The 18,444-nt window shown below is 71.2% G+C and carries 20 protein-coding genes; 12 read left to right on the top strand and 8 right to left on the bottom strand.

Features of this window, described 5'->3' with window-relative positions:
* The first annotated feature begins 6 nt into the window (after nt 1-6).
* Both AMO33_RS07225 and AMO33_RS07220 read left to right on the top strand, forming a co-directional pair.
* The gene (locus AMO33_RS07225; protein ID WP_060591467.1) at nt 7-702 is read left to right on the top strand and encodes a TetR/AcrR family transcriptional regulator; all 696 of its coding nucleotides are present in this window, start codon (nt 7-9) and stop codon (nt 700-702) included.
* 142 nt (nt 703-844) lie between these two features.
* Nucleotides 845-1,834: an AurF N-oxygenase family protein gene (locus AMO33_RS07220; RefSeq protein ID WP_011209148.1), complete on the top strand. Its 990-nt coding sequence runs from the start codon at nt 845-847 to the stop codon at nt 1,832-1,834.
* 3 nt (nt 1,835-1,837) lie between these two features.
* Here the strand turns inward: AMO33_RS07220 and AMO33_RS07215 are convergent, their stop codons facing one another.
* A complete protein-coding gene (locus AMO33_RS07215; RefSeq protein WP_060591464.1) occupies nt 1,838-2,569 on the bottom strand; it encodes a TetR/AcrR family transcriptional regulator in 732 nt (243 codons plus the stop codon).
* A 158-nt stretch (nt 2,570-2,727) separates the two neighbouring features.
* Here AMO33_RS07215 and AMO33_RS07210 point away from each other — a divergent pair, with 158 nt between their 5' ends.
* Nucleotides 2,728-3,993, top strand: a complete 1,266-nt coding sequence (locus AMO33_RS07210) for a PucR family transcriptional regulator (protein ID WP_060591462.1) — start codon at nt 2,728-2,730, stop codon at nt 3,991-3,993.
* 16 nt (nt 3,994-4,009) lie between these two features.
* Here AMO33_RS07210 and AMO33_RS07205 read toward each other — a convergent pair whose 3' ends face one another.
* Nucleotides 4,010-5,332: a family 1 glycosylhydrolase gene (locus tag AMO33_RS07205; protein ID WP_060591460.1), complete on the bottom strand. Its 1,323-nt coding sequence runs from the start codon at nt 5,330-5,332 to the stop codon at nt 4,010-4,012.
* A 327-nt stretch (nt 5,333-5,659) separates the two neighbouring features.
* On the opposite strand from AMO33_RS07205, the gene AMO33_RS07200 reads away from it, so the two are divergent.
* Nucleotides 5,660-5,986 carry a hypothetical protein gene (locus AMO33_RS07200; protein WP_240327445.1) on the top strand — a complete coding sequence of 109 codons (327 nt, stop codon included), beginning with the start codon at nt 5,660-5,662 and terminating at the stop codon, nt 5,984-5,986.
* A 5-nt stretch (nt 5,987-5,991) separates the two neighbouring features.
* On the opposite strand, the gene AMO33_RS07195 is transcribed toward AMO33_RS07200, so the two are convergent.
* Nucleotides 5,992-6,720, bottom strand: coding sequence for an endonuclease/exonuclease/phosphatase family protein (locus AMO33_RS07195; protein ID WP_060591458.1), 729 nt, complete (start codon nt 6,718-6,720; stop codon nt 5,992-5,994).
* Nucleotides 6,721-6,794: 74 nt separating this feature from the next.
* On the opposite strand from AMO33_RS07195, the gene AMO33_RS07190 reads away from it, so the two are divergent.
* Nucleotides 6,795-7,274 (top strand): nitroreductase family deazaflavin-dependent oxidoreductase, encoded by a 480-nt coding sequence (locus AMO33_RS07190; protein WP_228799676.1) that lies wholly within the window; start codon nt 6,795-6,797, stop codon nt 7,272-7,274.
* A gap of 341 nt (nt 7,275-7,615) precedes the next feature.
* On the opposite strand, the gene AMO33_RS31360 is transcribed toward AMO33_RS07190, so the two are convergent.
* Nucleotides 7,616-8,263 (bottom strand): TetR/AcrR family transcriptional regulator, encoded by a 648-nt coding sequence (locus AMO33_RS31360; RefSeq protein ID WP_060591453.1) that lies wholly within the window; start codon nt 8,261-8,263, stop codon nt 7,616-7,618.
* Nucleotides 8,264-8,336: 73 nt separating this feature from the next.
* Here AMO33_RS31360 and AMO33_RS07180 point away from each other — a divergent pair, with 73 nt between their 5' ends.
* Nucleotides 8,337-9,716: an MFS transporter gene (locus AMO33_RS07180; protein WP_159005584.1), complete on the top strand. Its 1,380-nt coding sequence runs from the start codon at nt 8,337-8,339 to the stop codon at nt 9,714-9,716.
* 9 nt (nt 9,717-9,725) lie between these two features.
* On the opposite strand, the gene AMO33_RS07175 is transcribed toward AMO33_RS07180, so the two are convergent.
* Both AMO33_RS07175 and AMO33_RS07170 read right to left on the bottom strand, forming a co-directional pair.
* Nucleotides 9,726-10,928: a site-specific integrase gene (locus AMO33_RS07175; RefSeq protein ID WP_060591450.1), complete on the bottom strand. Its 1,203-nt coding sequence runs from the start codon at nt 10,926-10,928 to the stop codon at nt 9,726-9,728.
* 112 nt (nt 10,929-11,040) lie between these two features.
* Nucleotides 11,041-11,952: an LLM class F420-dependent oxidoreductase gene (locus AMO33_RS07170; protein ID WP_011209157.1), complete on the bottom strand. Its 912-nt coding sequence runs from the start codon at nt 11,950-11,952 to the stop codon at nt 11,041-11,043.
* 42 nt (nt 11,953-11,994) lie between these two features.
* Between AMO33_RS07170 and AMO33_RS31355 the strand changes: the two genes are divergently transcribed.
* The gene (locus tag AMO33_RS31355) at nt 11,995-12,153 is read left to right on the top strand and encodes a hypothetical protein (RefSeq protein ID WP_159005582.1); all 159 of its coding nucleotides are present in this window, start codon (nt 11,995-11,997) and stop codon (nt 12,151-12,153) included.
* Here the strand turns inward: AMO33_RS31355 and AMO33_RS07165 are convergent.
* Nucleotides 12,141-13,109 carry a helix-turn-helix transcriptional regulator gene (locus tag AMO33_RS07165; protein ID WP_060591448.1) on the bottom strand — a complete coding sequence of 323 codons (969 nt, stop codon included), beginning with the start codon at nt 13,107-13,109 and terminating at the stop codon, nt 12,141-12,143. The genes AMO33_RS31355 and AMO33_RS07165 overlap by 13 nt on opposite strands.
* Before the next feature lie 175 nt (nt 13,110-13,284).
* Here AMO33_RS07165 and AMO33_RS07160 point away from each other — a divergent pair, with 175 nt between their 5' ends.
* The 4 genes from AMO33_RS07160 to AMO33_RS07145 all read left to right on the top strand — a co-directional run bounded on the left by AMO33_RS07160 (nt 13,285) and on the right by AMO33_RS07145 (nt 16,918).
* Nucleotides 13,285-13,638 (top strand): RidA family protein, encoded by a 354-nt coding sequence (locus tag AMO33_RS07160; RefSeq protein WP_050768278.1) that lies wholly within the window; start codon nt 13,285-13,287, stop codon nt 13,636-13,638.
* Between the two features lie 952 nt (nt 13,639-14,590).
* A complete protein-coding gene (locus AMO33_RS07155) occupies nt 14,591-15,664 on the top strand; it encodes a coiled-coil domain-containing protein (protein ID WP_060591446.1) in 1,074 nt (357 codons plus the stop codon).
* 211 nt (nt 15,665-15,875) lie between these two features.
* Entirely contained in the window at nt 15,876-16,211 is a 336-nt protein-coding gene (locus tag AMO33_RS07150) for an ArsR/SmtB family transcription factor (RefSeq protein WP_060593347.1), read from the top strand.
* The gene (locus AMO33_RS07145) at nt 16,211-16,918 is read left to right on the top strand and encodes a cation transporter (protein ID WP_060593348.1); all 708 of its coding nucleotides are present in this window, start codon (nt 16,211-16,213) and stop codon (nt 16,916-16,918) included. The genes AMO33_RS07150 and AMO33_RS07145 overlap by 1 nt, the downstream gene beginning before the upstream one ends.
* A gap of 46 nt (nt 16,919-16,964) precedes the next feature.
* Here the strand turns inward: AMO33_RS07145 and AMO33_RS07140 are convergent, their stop codons facing one another.
* Nucleotides 16,965-17,519 (bottom strand): putative immunity protein, encoded by a 555-nt coding sequence (locus AMO33_RS07140; RefSeq protein ID WP_060591444.1) that lies wholly within the window; start codon nt 17,517-17,519, stop codon nt 16,965-16,967.
* A gap of 192 nt (nt 17,520-17,711) precedes the next feature.
* Between AMO33_RS07140 and AMO33_RS07135 the strand changes: the two genes are divergently transcribed.
* Nucleotides 17,712-18,305 (top strand): DUF308 domain-containing protein, encoded by a 594-nt coding sequence (locus tag AMO33_RS07135; protein ID WP_060591442.1) that lies wholly within the window; start codon nt 17,712-17,714, stop codon nt 18,303-18,305.
* Nucleotides 18,306-18,444 lie beyond the last annotated feature (139 nt).

The following is an 18,444-nucleotide window of genomic DNA, read 5'->3' as shown; positions in this document are numbered from 1 at the left end:
TGGGACATGACCACACCCCGCCAGCGGGCCAGGGCCCGGACCATGGAGGACATCAAGCGCATCGGCCGCGAACATCTGGCTCTGCACGGCGCGGCCGCGCTGTCGCTGCGCGCGGTGGCGCGCGATCTCGGGGTGGTCTCCTCGGCGGTGTACCGGTACGTCGCCAGTCGCGACGAACTGCTCACGCTGCTGGTGGTCGACGGCTACAACGCGCTCGGCGACGCGGTGGACGCGGCGATCGCGGCCGCGCCCGAGGACCCGGCCGAGCGGCTGCGGGCCGCCGCACGGGCCGTGCGGGCGTGGGCGCTGGCGGAACCGGCCTGGTACGGGCTGCTGTTCGGCACCCCGGTGCCCGGCTACGACGCACCCGCCGAACAGACCGTCGATCCCGGCACCAGGGTGATCGCCGCCCTGCTGCGGATCGCGGCCGACGCCCACGAGCGCGGCCTGCTCACCGAGCCGGCGCGGCCGGTCCGGGTCTCGCCGGACCTGGCCCGCAGCTTCGCCCGGGTGGGCGCGGAATTCGGGGTCCGGCTGCCGGACGGGCTGGTGCCGCGCCTGGTCTCGGTGTGGACCGCGTTGTTCGGCGCGGTCGGGTTCGACGTGTTCGACATGTACGGCCGCGACACCTTCGCCGACCGGGACGAACTGTTCGAGCTGCTGGTCGAGAACCTGGTCGAACTCCTCGGCCTGCCCGCCTGAGCCGCGACGATTCGCGGCCCGGACGCGCGAACGACACCCGGGGTGTTGTGTGGGACCGGTAGTCCCATATATTCTGGATCACATCACGCACCCCGCGTGCGCAGAGCCGGCGCGGCGCGCCGGCGGGAACGAGGAGGCATCGATGACGCTGTCCGAATCGGTACGTGCCGGACTGTTCGATCAGGAGTACCGGGACGCCCTGGCGACCCTGTCGGACGGATCGGTGCACCGCAAATTCGACCCGTATCTCGACATCGACTGGGACTCCCCGGAACTCGGGATCGACAAGAACGACCCGCGCTGGATCCTGTCGCCGGACTACGATCCGCTCGGCGCGACCTCGTGGTACCGCAACCTGCCCGTGGAGCGGCAGATCGAGATCGGCCGCTGGCGCACCGCCAACGCGATCAAGGTCGGCGCCGCCTTCGAGAGTGTGCTCATCCGCGGAATGATGCAGTACATCATGAAGCTGCCGAACCAGTCACCGGAGTTCCGGTACTGCCTGCACGAGATGACCGAAGAGTGCAACCACATCCAGATGTTCCAGGAACTGGTCAACCGCATCGGTGACGACGTGCCGGGCATGCGGCCGATCTTCCGCAGGCTCTCGCCGTTCATCGGCGTCGCGGGCGGCTTCGCCCCGGCCATCCTGTTCATCGGGATCCTCGGCGGCGAGGAGCCGATCGACCACTACCAGAAGGCGCTGCTGCGCGACGGCGGCAACATCCCGCCCGCCGTGCGCCGGTGCATGCAGATCCACATCGCCGAGGAGGCCCGTCACATCTCGTTCGCCAACGAGTTCCTCAAGGCGCACCTCGAGCACATGACGCCCGCGGGCCGGGCGGTGTGCGCGGTCGCCTTCCCGGTGGTGATGCGGTGGCTGGCCGGCGAGATCATGGTGCCGCCGCGCTCGTTCGCCGAGAAGTTCGACGTGCCCCGCGAGGTCTTCAAGGAAGCGTTCTGGCGCGCGCCGCACTCCAAGCGCATCCTGGCCGGCTACTTCGGCGACGTGCGCAAACTCGCCGACGAACTCGGCCTGATGAACCCGGTGACCAAGCGGCTGTGGGCGCTGCTCAACGTCGACGGGGAAGCCTCGCGCTACCGCAGCGAACCCGAGCGCCGGGCGGCGTGACCGTCAGCCCGGGGTCTGCACGTCGGAGAGCCGGGTGAGCACCGACAACAGCGGCTCGTCCGGATCGATGAGCAGACCCTGGGCCCGGCACACGCCGTCGAGCACGCTCCACGCGTACCCGGCGAGTTCGGTGACCAGCCGGTCCCGGTCCATCAACCGGTCCGGACTGCGCACCCAGCGGGTGACCGTCGCCTCGGTCATCGAGACGATGGCGAAGGTCATGGTGTCGACCACCGGCTCGTCCACCACGCCGATCACGCCCGCCAAGCCGGACACCAGCCCGCGGGTGTCCGCGGCGATACGGTCCTTCAGGCTGCTCACGCCGTCGACGTCGTCGGGGTCGCCCAGCGCCGGGCCGCGGCGCAGGAATTCGTAGAGGCTGGCGTGCCCGTCGATCCAGTCGACCACCGCGGCGATGGCGCGGTGCAGGATCTCGTTGATCGAGCCGACCGAGACGTCCAGCGCGGTGGCCAGGGTGTCGGCGAACTGATCGGAGATGGCCGTCCTGGCCCGGCGGTCGAGTTCGTCCCGGCCGGAGAACTGCCGGTAGACCACCGATTTCGCCAGCCCCGCCCGCTCGGTGATCCGCTGCATCGGCACCTCGATGCCCGGCGGGGTCTCCTCGATCAGCTCGATGAGCGCGGCGACGATGCGCTCGCGGCGCCGGTCGTTGTGCGGCTGCCAACGCGCCTGTCTGCCGCCGCGCGGCGGATCGGGTGACGCGGAGATCGACACGCACCGAGTCTAGAACACCACCCCATCCGGCTGGCGATGATCACAACGGGCCGCCGGAGCGCTCGTCGAGTATCACAAACCGGACGCCTGCGCCTCCCAGCGAGCACGCGATTGCCGTTAGGTTGAATCGCTGCGTTACCCGGGCGGAAGGAATCTCGATGACCCCACCACCCACGGCCGATCCGGACCTGATCGTCTCCGGCCGGCCCGCGTCGACGCACCTGCGGGATGTTCGCACGATCTCCCGGCGAATGGTAGGCCATTTCGTCGAGAACGTCGTGCCGTGCGGAACGCTGCCCGGCGACGCGCTGGCCGGCGACGTCACCGCGGTCACCCGCGCCTGCCTGGAATTGACCATGCGGATGCTCGACGGTCACGAGATCGGCGAGAACATCGACGAGGTCGCCGCCGCGGCGGCGGGCTGGGCGCGCGAGGGCATCCCGATCGACACCATCCAGCACGCCATCCACGAGGGCTTCAAACTCAGTTTCGATCTGATCCAATCCCAGGCCAGCGCACAGGATTACGAGAGCCTGATCAACGTGGCGCGCCGGTTCATGGAGATCCTCGACGCCATCACCGTGGCCGTCTCCGCCGCCTATGTGCGGGAGCTGCGCGCGGTCGTCGGTGAACACCACACCGCGGTGCACACCCTCACCTCGGCACTGCTCGCGGGCAACACCACCTCGACCATGGTGCGTGAGTGCGGCATTCCGATCGCCGCGTCGTATCACGTCCTGGCCCTGGCGGTTCCGCAGCACCCCGACGAGCACAACCCGGCACTGGACGGCGGCGTCGTCGCCCGGCGCAAGCTGCGCAGAGTACAGGCCGAGCTGGCGACCCGGGTCGGCGAGGCCGCGTTGTCACTGCTCAGCGTGGACGGCGGCACCGTCCTGATCCCCACCGACGCCTGCGCGGACGAGGCGCTGGACGACCTGGTCGCCCGCCTGTCGGGGGCCGCGCAGGTGCCGGTGCGGGCCGCGGTGGTGGCCGCCGAGCCGGACCGGGTACCGCAGGCCGCCGACCAGGCCCACGAACTGCTCGACATGGTGCAGCGCATGCACAGCGAGCCCGGACTCTACCGGTTCACCGATCTGGCCCTGGAATACCAGCTCACCCGGCCCGGCCCCGCCCGCGAGTACCTCGGCGGGCTGCTCGATCCCCTCGAGGAGTACCCCGAGCTGCTGGAAACCCTGCGCGTGCACATCTCCACCAACCTCAATCGACAGCGCACCGCCCGGCTGCTGCACGTGCACACCAACACCGTCGACTACCGCCTCAAGCGCATCGGTCACCTGATCGGCTTCGACCCCACCAACCCCTCCGGGTTGTGGTACCTGCGCTCGGCCCTGGTCGCCCGCACGCACCGCACGGCCGAGCCCGCCGCCGGGCCCGACGGCGCGCGAGTACGCCGCCGGGCCTGAGTTCACCGGGGCAGCGTCACCGGGTCAGCGTCACCGGTTCGAGGCAGCTCGAGAGCCCGTCGACCAGCGAGCAGAGCTTCGGGTCGCGGGTGGGGCGGTAGTCCGCGGGCACGCCGCCGGACGCGGTGATCTCCCGGTAGGCGGCCACGGCGTCGGTGGGTCGGCGGGTGAGGGTGGGATCGGTGCGGACGTCGACGGTGTAGAGGCCGAAACGCGGTGTGTAGGAGCCCCATTCGTAGTTGTCGGTGAGACTCCAGTAGTTGTAGCCCAGCACGTTCATGCCGTCGGCGACCGCGCGCTGCAGCCAGTAGACGGTGTCGCGCAGGTTGTCCGCGCGGCCGTAGCCATCGGCGCGGGGGTGGCCGTTCTCGGTGGGCATGCCGTTCTCCACGATGTAGAGCGGCTTTCCCGGGAAGGCGCGCGCGTAGTGCCGTAGCGCGTAATAGATGCCCTCGGCGTGCAGCGGGTTCTTCCAGAGCTCGGCGAAACTCCATTCCTCGGTCACCGCGTCGGGCGCGACGCCGTAGTAGTAGTCGATGCCGATGTAGTCGAGTTTGCCGCCGATCTTGTCGAGCAGCGGTTTGTTCACCACGTCCTCGACGGCGGGGATGTAGGCCACGTTGCTGGTGACCATCGCGCCGGGCTGCACGGCGTGGATGTGGTCGTAGATCGCGTTGTGGGCCCGCGCGATCCGGTCGTGCATCGCCGGGACGTCGGTGGGGGAGAGGCCGCCGTGGCGCACCTCGTTGATCTGGTACATCAGCGGCTCGTTGAAGGTGACCCACAGCGGGTCGGCGGGCGCGTAACGGTCGATCACCCGGCGCGCGTTGGTCAGCCAGTCCTCGACGATCCCCGGGTTGCCCCACCCGCCCCGGTCGACGGCCCAGCCGGGGTAGACCCAGTGGTCGAGGGTGATCATCGGCCGCATCCCCGCCGCGCGGATGGCGGCGACCACATCGTCGTAGAAGCGGAACCCCTGCTCGTCCCACTCGCCCGGGCGCGGCTGCACGCGGGCCCATTCGATGCCGATCCGGTACACGCGCACACCGAGGTCGGCGGCGAGCTGGATGTCGGAGCGGTAGCGGCCGAAGAAATCCACGCTGTTCGCGTACGGGTCCTCGGTCTTGCCCTGGGCGACATAGCGGGACCAATTGCTGTCGGGCGCCTGGCCTTCGGACTGATAGCCCGAGGAGGCGACACCCCAGAGGAAGTCGTTGCCGAGTGGCGCCACCCGGTCGGGCGCGGGCTGTGCCTGGGCGGTGGTGGGGCCGCCGAGCAAGAGCGCGGCCGTGGTTACCGCGACGACGGCCAGGACGTGACGGCGACGGGGTGATCGCATCGTGGCTCCTGTTGTGTCCGGACGGGGGAGGGCGGGATGGCGCTCGGGCGCCACTGTACTGGTCGATTGTCCGATTGGGGGGGTGGACCGAGTGATTCGTACGGAAGAGTCGGGGGAGGCGAGTGCGCCGGGGCGAGGGTGCCGCTCCGGAACCGGGTTGGAGAAGCGAGCCGGCGGGCAGGGAGGTGGTCCAAGACGCCCGCGAGAAAAAGTGCCGATACGTAGATATTCGCATCTAACCATGATTCTCACCCTCTTCACCGAACGCTGCCAACCAGCCCCGTACTGATGCAACGACCAGCAAGGACGAAGAGGAGAATCGGACCCGTGCCCGACCATCTTTCGGACCTGCCGGTGCATCTGCGGTGGTGCAGGACCGGCGATGACCGCTTTCCCGTGGCCGCGTCGGTCGACGGCGCGTGGTGGGTATTGCGCCGCAATCCTTTTCCCGACCACGACCTGTGGACGGTATTCGTGGACGGCGCCGCCCGGTACGACCTGAACGACCTGCCCGCGGGATGGGGACGGCCGCTGACCGTGTCGACGATGCTCGAGGCCGCGACCGCGAGCGCGATCCTGGCCGTGGTCGAACCGTTCGCCGTGTACGGCAGTGAGGTCGGTGCGCCCTGTGACGATCCGTTCTGTTGCGGGTGACCGCGTCAGATCCGGGGCGGTGGGTCCAGTGCCAGGGCGGCGTGCACGAAGTTGTGATCGGAGCGGTCGCCGGTGATCTCGACGCCGACCTCCGTGATGCGCGCGCCGCGGACGACGATGTGGTCGATGGTGCGGGACCGGCCGGCACGCTCGCGGGGGCGGGTCGGGGGCGCGTCCTCGGGTGGGATCGCGACGGTGAAGTCGGGCAGGTGCTGCGCGACCGCGTCACGGCCGGTGTTGAAGTCACCGAGCAACACGACCGGCCGGTCGGTGTGTTCGCGGGTGAGGGCGGCCAGCCGGTCGAGCTGGCCGTTGGTGCGGCCGCGTCCGCTGAGATGGGTGGCGACGGCGACGAGTTCGTCGGTCTGTACGGCGAGCACGCCCTTGCCCGGGTCGTCGGGGAAGGCCTCGGCGACCAGTGGACGGGCGGGTTTGTCGAGGATGAGCACCAGGTATTCGGCGGGTTCGGTCAGTTCGGCGGCCGTGCGTCGCGGCGTGGGCATGCGGGGGTAGCGGAAATACGGCACGGTCCGGTCCGGGAGGGCGATGCGCAGGCTGTTGAGCAGGTCGCCGCTGACTTCCTGTAGTGCGATCACCTGTTCGGACCGGCTCGCGACCCACTCGGTGACGGCGCTGATCCGGGCGGCCTCGTTCGGCCACCGGCGCGGCGCCTCCTCACCCCAGTTGTCGGCGTGGATGCGGTGCAGGACATTCCAGGTGGCCACCGTGATCACACGGGGTGATGCTACCGATCCCCGTCGGGGCGCCGCGCCACACGGGGCGTCCGGATCGTGCCAGGATGGCGGATATGGCCAACCCGTTGCCCGTCCTGGCCCGGTATCTCGCCCGGCAACGCTGGGTGATGCGCACGGCGCCCCTGGTGGTCCGCTGGGAACGGCTCGTACGTCGGCTGACCCGCGGCCGGTACGGGGTACTGGACCTGGCGGGCCTGCCGTCCCTGGAACTGACGGTGGCGGGCCGCAAGACCGGTCGGCCCCGCACCACCGCGCTGCTGTATGTGCCGTACGGCCCGGATCACCTTGTCGTCGGTTCGAATTGGGGCAGCGCCAAGCACCCCGTATGGTCGGCGAACCTGCGCGCCGCCGACCGCGCGGTGGTGCATCGCCGGGGCGAGCGGTATCCGGTACGGGTGGTGGAGTTGACCGGACCGGAGCGCAAGGAAGCCTGGGCGGCGGCCGTGCGGTTCTGGCCCGGCTACCTGATGGAGTGCGAGTTGTCGGGCGGTCGCGAGTTCCGGATGTTCGTGTTGCAGCGCGTGCGGGAGTGAGTGGGACGGCGTACGGCGAGCTCGGGGGCGTTGACGGATGACCACTCTGGTGCTGTCCGCCCACGGCGGTGGCGGGCCGGCTTGCCGGTCGGATTCGGACCGTACGCCCTTTGCGCAGGCGATTCGCCGGGGTCGTGATCGAGTAAGCCTGTCTCGGGGCGTGGGGAGCGTCGCGCCGAACGTGACGGGAGAGACGGCCACAGGCAGGCCGTGGTCTTCGAACAGAGAGCGTGTCGGCTGCGGACTCCGGCCACCTTCGGCAATCCCGAGGTGGTCGAGCTGCCGGCCGCCCGGCGTTTCGTTCGGGGCTTTTGCGCCGCCGTCGCCGGCAGGACGCCGGACTATCCCGCGCTGTCGATGTCTGCGCGCACCGTCCCGGCGAGGATCGCGCGCAGTCCGGCACGGAATCGCTCGTCCCGGTCGCCGGTCATGATCGCGATGATGTCGCCGGTGGAATCGACGCGCGGCTGGCCGGTGGCTTCCAGCGCGGTGATCAGGTCGTCCCATTCCCCACTGTCGGAGATCTCCAGGTAGGCCTGTTCCTCGATGACGAAACCCGTTGTGTACGAGCGCAGCACGGAGGCGAGGTCACCGGGGGTGAAGGGCGCGCGGGTGACGGCGGCGAGCAGCGTGCGCAGGGTGACGCCGAGCCGCGCGGTGGCCACGGTGGGTGCGTAGGAACCCGCGACGATGCGACCGCCGTCGCGGAAGGCGAGCATGGCCTGGCGCAGGCGCGTGCAGCAGGTGAGGACCTGCTCGACATCCGGGTGGTCGAGGTCGATGTCGTCGAGATCGATGGTGGTGAAGATGGCATCGGCCATGGCGCGCTGGAGGTCTTTGCGGTCGCGCAGATGCTTGTAGAGCGCACCGGGGGAGACCTCGGCGGCGGCGGCGAGCCTGCGCATGGTGAGTGCGTCGATGCCGTGAGCGGCGACGAAGTCGTGTGCGATGGCGACGAGCCGCTCCCTGGTCAATCCGCGTTTCACCACGGTGCCGAGGGTAACGGGGCCGCGGGGGTGTGGTGGTTGACGGGCACGGCGGGGCACGGCTACCGTGCCTGTGGTGAACATTGTTTACCACAGGTCGACCGTCGGCACCGCGCGCGTTGTGCTGTTCGTGACGTGCGCCGCGCAGTTCCTCGTAGTGCTCGACGGGCTGATCGTGACGATCGCGCTCCCGGACATGGCGAGGGATCTGGGGTTGTCGGCGGCGGGTCAGCAGTGGGTACTCAACGGATACCTGCTCACCTTCGGTGGGCTCCTGCTGTTGGCGGGCCGGGCGGGTGATGTGTTCGGCCATCGGCGGGTGTTCCTGTACGGTGCAGCCGTATCGACCGTCGCGGTGCTGGTGGCCGGAGTGGCGGGCGCGGCGTGGTTGTTGATCGCGGCCCGGTTCGCGCAGGGCGTGGGCGCCGCCGCGCTGGCGCCGAGTACGTTGAGCCTGCTCGTCACGACCTTCGCCGAACCGGAACGGCGACGGCATGCGGTGGCGATCTGGGCGGCGGTGTCGGCGACGGCCGGTGTGCTGGGGTTCGTGCTGGGTGGTGCGATCACCGCGCTGCTCGGATGGCGGTGGGTGCTGTTGGTGAATGTGCCACTGGGCGTGGTGGTTCTGGCGACCGCCGCGGTGGGACTCCCGGTGGTCCGGCCTGTCGAGCGGGCGCGGTTGGATGTGACCGGCGCGGTCGCCGTCACCGGTGGCGCCGGTGCGTTGATTCTGGGGCTGGCGCACGCGGCCGAGCACGGGTGGGGTACGGCTCGGGTGCTCTTGGCCTTGTCGGCCGCCGTGATCCTGTTCGGGCTGGCGGTCGTGGTGGAGCAGCGCGTTCCGGCGCCGTTGCTGCCGTTGCCGGTGCTCGGGCGGCGTGGGGTGGCGACGGGAGTGGCGATCATGGCGTTGTTCGGTGGGGTCATGAACGCGACGGTGTACTTCCTGTCGCTGTACCACCAGCAGGTGCTCGGCTACGGCCCGCTGCGCACGGGGGCAGCGCTGCTGCCGATGAGCGCGGTGATCCTGGTGGGTTCCCTGGCGTCCCGGACGCTGTTGCCCCGGTGCGGTGCACGGTTGTTGGTGGTGGCGGGTTCGCTGGTGGCGGCTGTGGCGCTGGTGTGGATGGCGCGGCTGCCGGAATCGCCGGGGTATGTGGTGCATGTGCTCGGGCCGACGATGGTGTGGGCGGCCGGGGTCGGGGTGCTGACGATGCCGATCGTCGAGCTGGTGACCGGGGCGGTGGGGCCGCAGTTGGCGGGACTGGGTTCGGGGTTGGTGAACATGGCCCGGCACGTCGGCGGTGCGGTGGGTTTGGCCGGGTTGGTGACGGTGGTGGGCACGGTGGCCGACGGTGGTGGGTCGGCGGTGCGGGGGTACAACGCGGCGTTGCTGGTCGCGGCGGGTCTGGCGGCGGGAATGGCGGTGCTCGGTCTCCTGACGGAGGACCGGTGAACGGTTTTCTCAGAGGCCGAGTTTGGTGACGGCGTTGTCCTGGAGCGGGTCGGCCGTGCGGATGTAGCCGTGCACGGTGCGGGGATTGGACCAGCGGCCCTGGCGCATGATCTCGCGGTCGCCGGCGCCGCCGAGGGCGGCTTGGGTGGCGAAGCCGGCGCGCAGGGAGTGGCCGGAGAAGAGGGCGGGGTCGAGGCCGGCGCGGGCGGCGTAGCGTTTGACGAGTTCGGCGACGGCGCGGCCGGACAGCGGGCGCGCGCCGATGTGCCCGTGCCGGGTGATGGTCGGCAGCAGGGGTGCGTCGGGGTGCCCGCCGGTGCTGCCGGTGAAGCCGTGGCAGCGGTGCAGGGCGGGGTCGTGGTGGGTTTGCGCGCAGTAGGCGCGGACGGCGTCGGTGCCGCCGCGGTGGTGGATGTCGAGCAGGCGCAGCCAGTCGGCGTAGGCGCAGACGGGGCAGGTGCGGGGGTGTTTGCCGCGGGGCAGGACGACGCGGTGTTCGGCGGTGCCGGTGGGGTCGGTCTTGGTGGTGGGCAGATGGAGGAGCAGCAGCGGTTCGCCGGTGGCGTGGTCGGTGCGTTGTTCGACGTCGCCGAGGCGCAGTCCGGCGAGTTCGCTGCGGCGCAGGGCGCCGGCGAACCCCATGAGCAGGGCGAGGGTGTCGCGGCGGCGGGCCGGTTCGCCGGGCCAGCCGGGTTCGGGCAGGCCGTCGAGGAGTTGTTCGAGGGTGTGCAGCAGCACGGGGCGTTTGCGGGTGGGGGCGCTGCGGCGGGTGCGGCGGATGCCGCGCAGGGTCAGTCGCACGACGTCGGAGCGGGTGGGGGAGGGCAGGCCGTTGGCGGCGTGGACGGCGGCGATGGCGGCGGATTTGCGTTCCAGGGTTGCGGGTCCGAACGCCCAGGTGCCGTCCTCGCGGCGGGCGTCGGCGGCCGCGGCGAGATAGACGGCCACGTCGAGGGGTTCGGCGGGCAGGGCCTGGCGTCCTTCGCGCGCGCACCAGGCGGCCCAGGCGACCCAGTCGGTTCGATAGGCGCGCAACGTGTTCGGTGACTGCGAGGCCTCCAGGTAGCGGCGTAACGCGCCGGCCTGACCGTCGTCGAATCGTTCGCGCACCAGCCGCAGTGCCGCGGCGTCGACGAGCACGCTGCCCACTCCGCGTCGCAGTTCCCCGCGCACGGCGTCGGGCACCGCCACGACCACCGTTCCCTCCGGCACCGCACCTCCTCGTGAATCACCGCCCGCCGCACCGGTTTCGCCGAGTCTACGGCGATCGATCCCCGGACCGGTCGGGCGCGCCGCACCGGTCGGCGCGCGCCGGATCACGTGGTCAGGATTTCAGGTCGGTGAGGAGCTTGCGGGTGCGGGTGGCGTCGTCGCCGTCGGCGAAGACGATACCGACGAATTCGGTGGCGCCAGCGGCGAAGACCGTGCGCACCCGTTCGGCGACCTGGTCCTCGGTGCCGACGATGGCCAGGTCGGCCGGGCCCGCGGCGCCCTCGCGGTCCATCATGGCGCGGTAGGAGGGCAGGCTGCCGTAGATCTTGAACACCTTGGCGGCGCGTTCGCGGGCGCCGTCGGGGTCGTCGGTGACCAGCACCGGCAGCGCGCACACGATCCGGGGTGCCGGACGGCCCGCTTCGGTCGCGGCGGCGGTGATGGTGGGGGCGATGTGGTCGCGGATGGTGGTGGGGCCGGTCATCCACAGCACGGTGCCGTCGGTGCGTTTGCCCGCGAGCCGGAGCATCTGTTCGCCCAGCGCGGCGACGAGCACCGGCACGCGGTCGTCGTTGGGGACGCTCAGTTGCAGGTTGGCGCTGACCGTTTCGCCGCTGAAGGACACCGGCTGTCCGTCCACCAGCGGCATCAGCACCTCGAGGTATTCGCGCAGGTGCCGGACCGGGCGGGCGAAGTCGTAGCCGTACATGTTCTCGATGACCATCTGGTGCGAGAGCCCGATGCCCAGCGTCAGCCGGTCGGGTCCGACCGCGAGCGCGGTGGTGCGCGCCTGCTGGGCGAGGGCCCCGGGGTGGCGTGGGTAGGTGGGCACGACGGCGGTGCCGATGGCGATGTCGGGAACTCGGCTGCCCGCGACGGCGAGCGCGGTGAGCGCGTCCACGCCGAAGACGTGCGTGAGCCAGGACGAGTCGAATCCTTCGTCGGCGTTGCGGCGCAGCTCGTCGGTGAGCAGGCGCAGGCTGTCGGGTCCGGCATGCTCGTTCAGCATGATTCCGATCCGCACGGGGTCTCCTTCGGGTCGTGCCGAGGGCGCCCCGGTGGCCCGGTGCGACCCGGCGTCGTCGCTCGCCCGAAGCCTACGCGGCGGGCCGCCGCGCAGGCGCTGGCGGCCGCCCTGAAGTACTGGACGGTGGCCTTTCCGCCCGAGCCGTTCTGGATCATGCGGCTGGTGTCGCGGGCCGTCGGTGGTGGTCAGCGCTCGTAGCGGGCGGCGATGGCGGCGGCGCGGTCGTGCAGGGCGGCGCGCAGGGCCGGCGGGGCGAGGGCTTCGGCGTCGATGCCGAGCTGCCACAGTGCCCATTCGGCGTGGCGGGAGTCCTGGAAGGTGACTTCCATGCGCAGCCTGCCGTCGGTGTCGGGTTCTTCGGTGAGCACGGCCAGTGCGGTGGTCACCAGGTCGTCGCGTCTGGCCGGGTTGAGTCGGAGCAGCACGGTGATCTGGTCGCCGCCGGTGCGGAAGCGGATGCTGCGCTCCTGCCAGATCTGGTCCAGGTCGACCTGCTCGGGTCGCTGGGCGGGGTCGGGCAGTTCTTCGGCGGCGAGCACTCGCGCCAGCCGGTAGGTGCGGTCCGCGCCGGATCGGGTGGCCAGCAGGTAGGTCTGGCCGCGGGCCACGACCAGGCCGATGGGGTCCACGGTGCGCCACCGCGGCGGCTGGTCGACGGCGGCGTAGTGGATGCGCAGCCGGTGGCCGGCCAGCACCGCGCGCCGGATCTCGGCGAGGACGGTGCCGGGGATCTCCTCGGCCGCGAGTGGACGCGACAGCAGGTCGGTGCGTGGGTCGATGAGCAGCCGCTCGGCGATGTCGGCGGCGGTGTCGCGATAGGTGTCGGGCAGTGCGTCGACGACCTTGAGCATTGCCGAGGCGAGCGCGGAGTCGAGGCCGAATGCCTGTGCTCCGCGGCGGGATCCGGCGATCAGCAAGGCCAGCGCTTCGTCGTGGTTGAGGCCGGTGAGCTCGGTGCGGAATCCGGGCAACAATGCGAAGCCGCCGTACCTGCCGCGTTCGGCGTACACGGGAACGCCTGCGGTGGACAGTGCGTCGATATCGCGCAGCACGGTGCGTGTGGACACCTCGAGTTCGGCGGCCAGCTCGGCCGCGGTGGCCCTGCCGCGTTGTCGGAGCAGCAGCACCAGCGACACCAATCGATCCGCGCGCACCGCAAAACCCTAGTCCGATACGCGACAGAGGGTGTCGTCATTACCGGGAAGGCTCCTCGGCACGGCGCTCGACCACGCGGTCACCCGACCGCGGGGCGCCGGATCCGACGAAGCGAATGGAGCTGATGTGGTAGCGGAACGAACGGCGATCAACCCGGTGACGTGGTCGCTGGCGATGGGGTTCAACCAGGGCGAGCTCGTCACCGGGCACACCCGGACCCTGTATTGCTCCGGGCAGACCGCCATGAGCGCGGACGGGCAACCGTGCCACGACGGTGACATGGCGGCGCAGCTGGCGCTGAGCCTGGACAACGTGGAGGCGGTGCTGGCGGCGGGCGGCATGTCGTTGGCGAACCTGGTCCGCCTCGACGTCTACACCACCGACGTCGACCTGCTGCTCGAACACTACGGCGTGCTGGCCGGCCGATTGGGTGCGGCCGGGGTGGCGCCGGCGACCACGATGCTCGGTGTGACGCGGTTGGCCGTGCCGGGGCAGCTGGTCGAGCTCGAGGCGACCGCGGTGGAGTGAGTGGGTCACCGTCCCCGGCCGCAGCGACCGGGGACGGTCGTCCAACCCGCCCGGGGTACGCCCGCGTCGTGCGGAAGCAGTAGGGGACGGGAATTCGGCGTGCCGTCCTCGCCAGTGCGTGCGGAAGTGTTGTGGCTCACGTTCGGTACGTCCGTGCAACCGATCCCAGTTTTTCGACCGCTTACGTCGCAATACGTTGCGTTGGCGTGACGGTAACGATAACGAAAATGAGCAGAGTTGATTCCGATGTTCGGGAGATCCTGACCGCCGATAAGGTTCACTTATCGGCGGTCAGGAAAGGGACGGTCTCCACTCCTCTCCGCTGGGGGCAAGGGCATTTCGTTGGCCGTCGGCGTAGAGGAAACGTCGTCCTCGCCGGTGCTGCACGACGGCGGAGGGGTGGGATGTCCCCGTCTGTCCGGGGGCGAAGCGCGGCGACCGTGGCGGACCGTGGATCTCGCCGATCGGCTGGCGTCGCGGTCATGATCTGGGCGTGACTGTTCGTCGCCCTGCTGGCCGCCTTGGCGATCGTCCAGATCGCGGTGGCCGCGGGGCGCCGCTGGGGCGCTTCACCTGGGGAGGCGCGCACCCGCGTGTGCTGCCCGCGGGTTTGCGGGTCGCCGGGGTGGTGTCGATCCTGATCTATGCGGTGATGGCCGCGCTCGCACTCGACCGGGCTGGGGCGGTGGCACTCCTCGTCGCCGTCGGCTGAACGGCGCAATCGTCGCCCTCGGCCCGTCCGCGGGAACGCGGTGGACGCGGCCGGTGCGGCTACGATCCACCCGTGTCCAGTGTCTGCAACTATCCCGGCTGTTCCCGTCCTGTCACGCGCGGGAGCGGGCCCGGCCGCCCGTCGGAGTACTGCGACCACCCGGACCATACGCGGTGGCGGGCCTGGCGGGAGCGGCAGCGGATGCAGCAGGAGACGCAGGCACCCCCGGCTGGTGTCACTGTGACGCAACAGGGTCCGGTGACGGCTGCCCGGCTGCGAGCCGATGAGCTGCTGGGTCAGTTTCGTGGACTGGCCGAGCAACTGAGCGCCAACCTCACGGCAGCGGTCGCCGAATTGTCCACCCTCGCCGACCCTTCCGTGGCCGAAGCGCAGGTCCAGGCGGCGCAGGCGGATGCGGCGCGGCGGATCGCGGAAGCGGAGATGAGCGCCGTCGCGGCCGAGCAGGCGCGGCGGGAGGCCGAGGACGCGCGCGCGGTCGCCGAATCGGCGGCCGAGGACGCGGCCGCGGCGGCCGAGCGCGCCGAAGCTCTCGCAGCCGAGGCGAATTCGGCGCGTGCGGAAGCGCTCCAGGAGGTCGAGCGGGTCGCGGCCGCCGCGGCCGAGGAAGCCTTCACCCTCCGCAGCGCGGCCGAGGCCGACCTGCGTGCGGCGCGCCAGGAGGCGGCCGCGGAGATCGAACGCGCCCGCCGGCAGGCCGCCGAGGACGTCGACGCCGCGCGAGCCAAGGCCGCCGCCGAGATCGAACAGGTCCGCCGCGAGGCCGCACAGCAGACCACCGCCGCGGCCGCCGAACGCGACCTCGCCGTCCAACGTGCCGCCGACGCCGAGCGGGCCATCACCCGGGCCGAACAGGCCGCCGCCGAACGCGCCGAGGCCCTCGCCGACACCAAGGCCGAACTCGCCCGCGTTCGCGACGAGCTCGCGCGCACCCGGGACGAACTCGACACCGCCCGCGCCGAACTCGGTCTCGCCCGCGCCGAGACCGCCGAAGCCCGCCGCGCCGCCGCCACCGAACTCGCCGATCTGCGCGCGGAATCGGCCGCGACCCTCGACCGTGTGCGCGCCGATTCCGCCGCGGCGCTCGAGCGTGTGCGCGGTGAGTCCGCGGCCGCGCTCGAGCAGGCACGAGCCGAAGCGGCCGCCGCCCTGGAGCAGGTCCGCGCGGAGACCGCCGAGCGGATCGCGGCCCTCGACGACGCCCGCGCCCAAACCCTCGCGCGCGCCGAACGGGCCGAACGCCAACTCGACGAACTCCTCGACGGGCGGCGTTCGGGCACACCGGAATCGGTCTGACCACCCGCTCACCGAGCGGTCCCTGACACCCCGGGGGTCGAGTGCGCACTCTCCTCGTTCCTCGAACACGACCGCCGCACCGTCGGGTAGCGGCCCCTGCTGCGGAATACCGGCCGTGGGCGGTGCGCGCCGCCGTGCGGATCGGCAGGTGTCAGTCCTCGTGGCGACCGCCCCGGCCCCGACAGTACAGATTCCGCTGTACTATTTCGGCATGGAGACCGCTCCCGTGCTGCACATCGACGCGCTGGCTCGCTTCGGGCACGCCCTGTCCGACCCGACGCGCGCGCGGATCATGGTGCGGCTGCGGCAGCAGCCGGGATATCCGTCGGAGTTGGCCGAGCAGCTCGGGGTGTCGCGGCAGATCCTGTCCAATCATCTGGCGTGCCTGCGCGGGTGCGGGCTGGTGGTCGCGGTGCCCGAGGGGCGGCGCGTGCGTTACGAGCTGGCCGACGCCCGTGTCGGTGCCGCGCTCGGGGATCTGCTGGGTCTGGTGCTCGCCGTCGATCCGGCCTGCTGCCCGGCCTCGGACGAGCAGGGGTGCTGCTGATGACGGCGTCGGCGAGTGCGTTGTCGCGGCGGGACGTGCTGGCGCGGCGGATCCGCTGGTTCGTCGCGGCCACCATCACCTACAACGTGATCGAGGCGGGCGTGGCCCTCACCGAGGGGGCGCGCGTGTCCTCCACCGCGCTGATCGGGTTCGGACTGGATTCGGTGATCGAAGTGTCCTCGGCGGCGGCGGTCGCCTGGCAGTTCGCCGGGCCCGACCCGCAGGCGCGCGAACGGGTGGCGCTGCGGGTGATCGCCTGCTCCTTCTTCGCGCTGGCCGGTTATGTCGGTGTGGAGGCGGTGCGGGCGCTGGCCGGATTCGGCGAAGCCCGGCATTCCACCGTGGGTATTGTGCTGGCCGCGGTGAGTCTGGTCGTCATGCCGGTGCTCTCGGCAGCGCAGCGGCGGGCCGGGCGGGAGCTGGGCTCGGCCTCGGCGGTGGCCGATTCCAAGCAGACGCTGCTGTGCACCTACCTGTCGGGAGTGCTGTTGCTGGGCTTGGTGCTCAACAGCCTGTTCGGCTGGTCGTGGGCGGACCCGATCGCGGCGCTGGTGATCGCGGCCGTCGCGGTGAAGGAAGGCCGCGAAGCCTGGAACGGTGACCACTGCTGCACGCCGGTGGCCCCCGCCCGGATCGACGGGGACGCGATCGGCGACGGGTGCTGCGGGAGGTCCGGGTGCGATGAGGGCACCGTCGGCGAGGGGTGACCGAAGCCACCTCGCGGAGCCGAACAGCCGTGCGGCGGAACTCAACTCACCCGGTCTGGCGGAGGGCGGAGTCGAGCGTGCGCCACAACTCACCCACCCGTCCGCGTCCCCGCGCCGGTGCGGGTGAATATCGCCGCAACACCGCCCGCACCACCGGGCCGGCCAGCCGCTGGGCCGTGGCGAGGGTGTCGGCGGCGACGGTCGGGTCTCCGGCGTCGAGTTCGCGGGCGCGCGCCGCGTGCGCGGCCGACAGGAGGATGTGTCCGCCCTGGGTCGCGGTCGCCAGCGGATGCAGGTAGGCGGCTCCGCCGGTGTGCCCGGCGGCCAGCGCCGCCTCCGCGGCGGCGTCCATCCCCCGGTCGCGGGCCTCTCGGGCGGCGCGGTGCGCGGCGAGCGCGGTCACCCGGATCGCCTGCGTGCGTGGGCCACCGGTGACGAAGGCACGCGCGCGGTCGAGGACGGCGCGCGGGCGCGGGTCGTCGGGGCAGTCGCGCTCGGCGATCGGCAGCACCGATTCGGCGCAGGCGAGCGCGAACGCTGTGACCGCGCGCACCTCGTCGAGGGTGAGGTCGATGGCGGGGTGCCGGTCGTTCGGTGTCATGAGCCTCGACAGTATCGTTGAAGTCCCGGTGGAGACTTCGGCGCCGGGCCGCCCGGCGCGCGATGGCTGCCAAGCCCCCTCGATGGGCGGTGTCGATCCGGGCTCAGCGGGCACCCTTGCGGCATGGTGACGTTGCGAACCCGACTCCCGGCACTGACGAACCGCTTGTTCGCCCGCCCATATCATGGGCTTATGTCGGACAACTATGGCGGAAAGCCGGTTTCGTCGCGAGTCCGGGGTGGCCGGGAAGCGATTCTCGTGCTGGGTATCTGCTCGGTGGCGCTGGGCGTGCTGGTGGCGCTGTGGCCGGGCAAGACCGTGCCGACCCTCGAACTGCTCCTCGGGTTGTACCTGGCCGTGAGCGCGGGCGCGCAGGTGTTCCTGGCGTTCGGCGCGCGGTTCGCGATGCCGTTGCGGGCGTTGCTGTTGGTGTCCGGGCTGCTGTCGGTGATCCTGGCGGTGCTGGCGCTCAGCGGCGGCAATTCGATACCGACACTGTCGATGTGGTTGGGGCTGGGGTGGGCGATGCGCGGGGTGAGCCAGGCCACCGTCGCGGTGTGGGACGAGCAGCTGTCCGAGCCGTTGCGTCTCGAGCTGGCCGGGGTGGCGGCGCTGGTGATCGGCATCGTCGTGTTGTTGTGGCCGCTGGAGTCGACGATGGCGCTCGGATTCGTCGCAGCGGCCGGGTTGCTCGCGATCGGGGCGGCGGAGCTGGGCGTGGCCGGGGTCGGGCGCGCGGAGGCGCGCGCGGTGTGGGCGAACCGGATCGTGGTGCCGCGCGGCTGAACCGGGTCGGTCGGTGGGTCCGTACCGGTGATCGGGCGCGGGGGAGGGCTGGAAGGGTTCGGCGGTCACCGCGCACCTGCCGACATACCGAGTGGTTTCACTCATGCCCGCGAGCGGGCGCGGCGGTTAGTCTCGGCCC

Origin of the sequence: Nocardia farcinica, from assembly GCF_001182745.1 — a bacterium.
GTDB lineage: Bacteria > Actinomycetota > Actinomycetes > Mycobacteriales > Mycobacteriaceae > Nocardia > Nocardia farcinica.
This window is presented reverse-complemented; position numbering and strand designations above follow the sequence as displayed.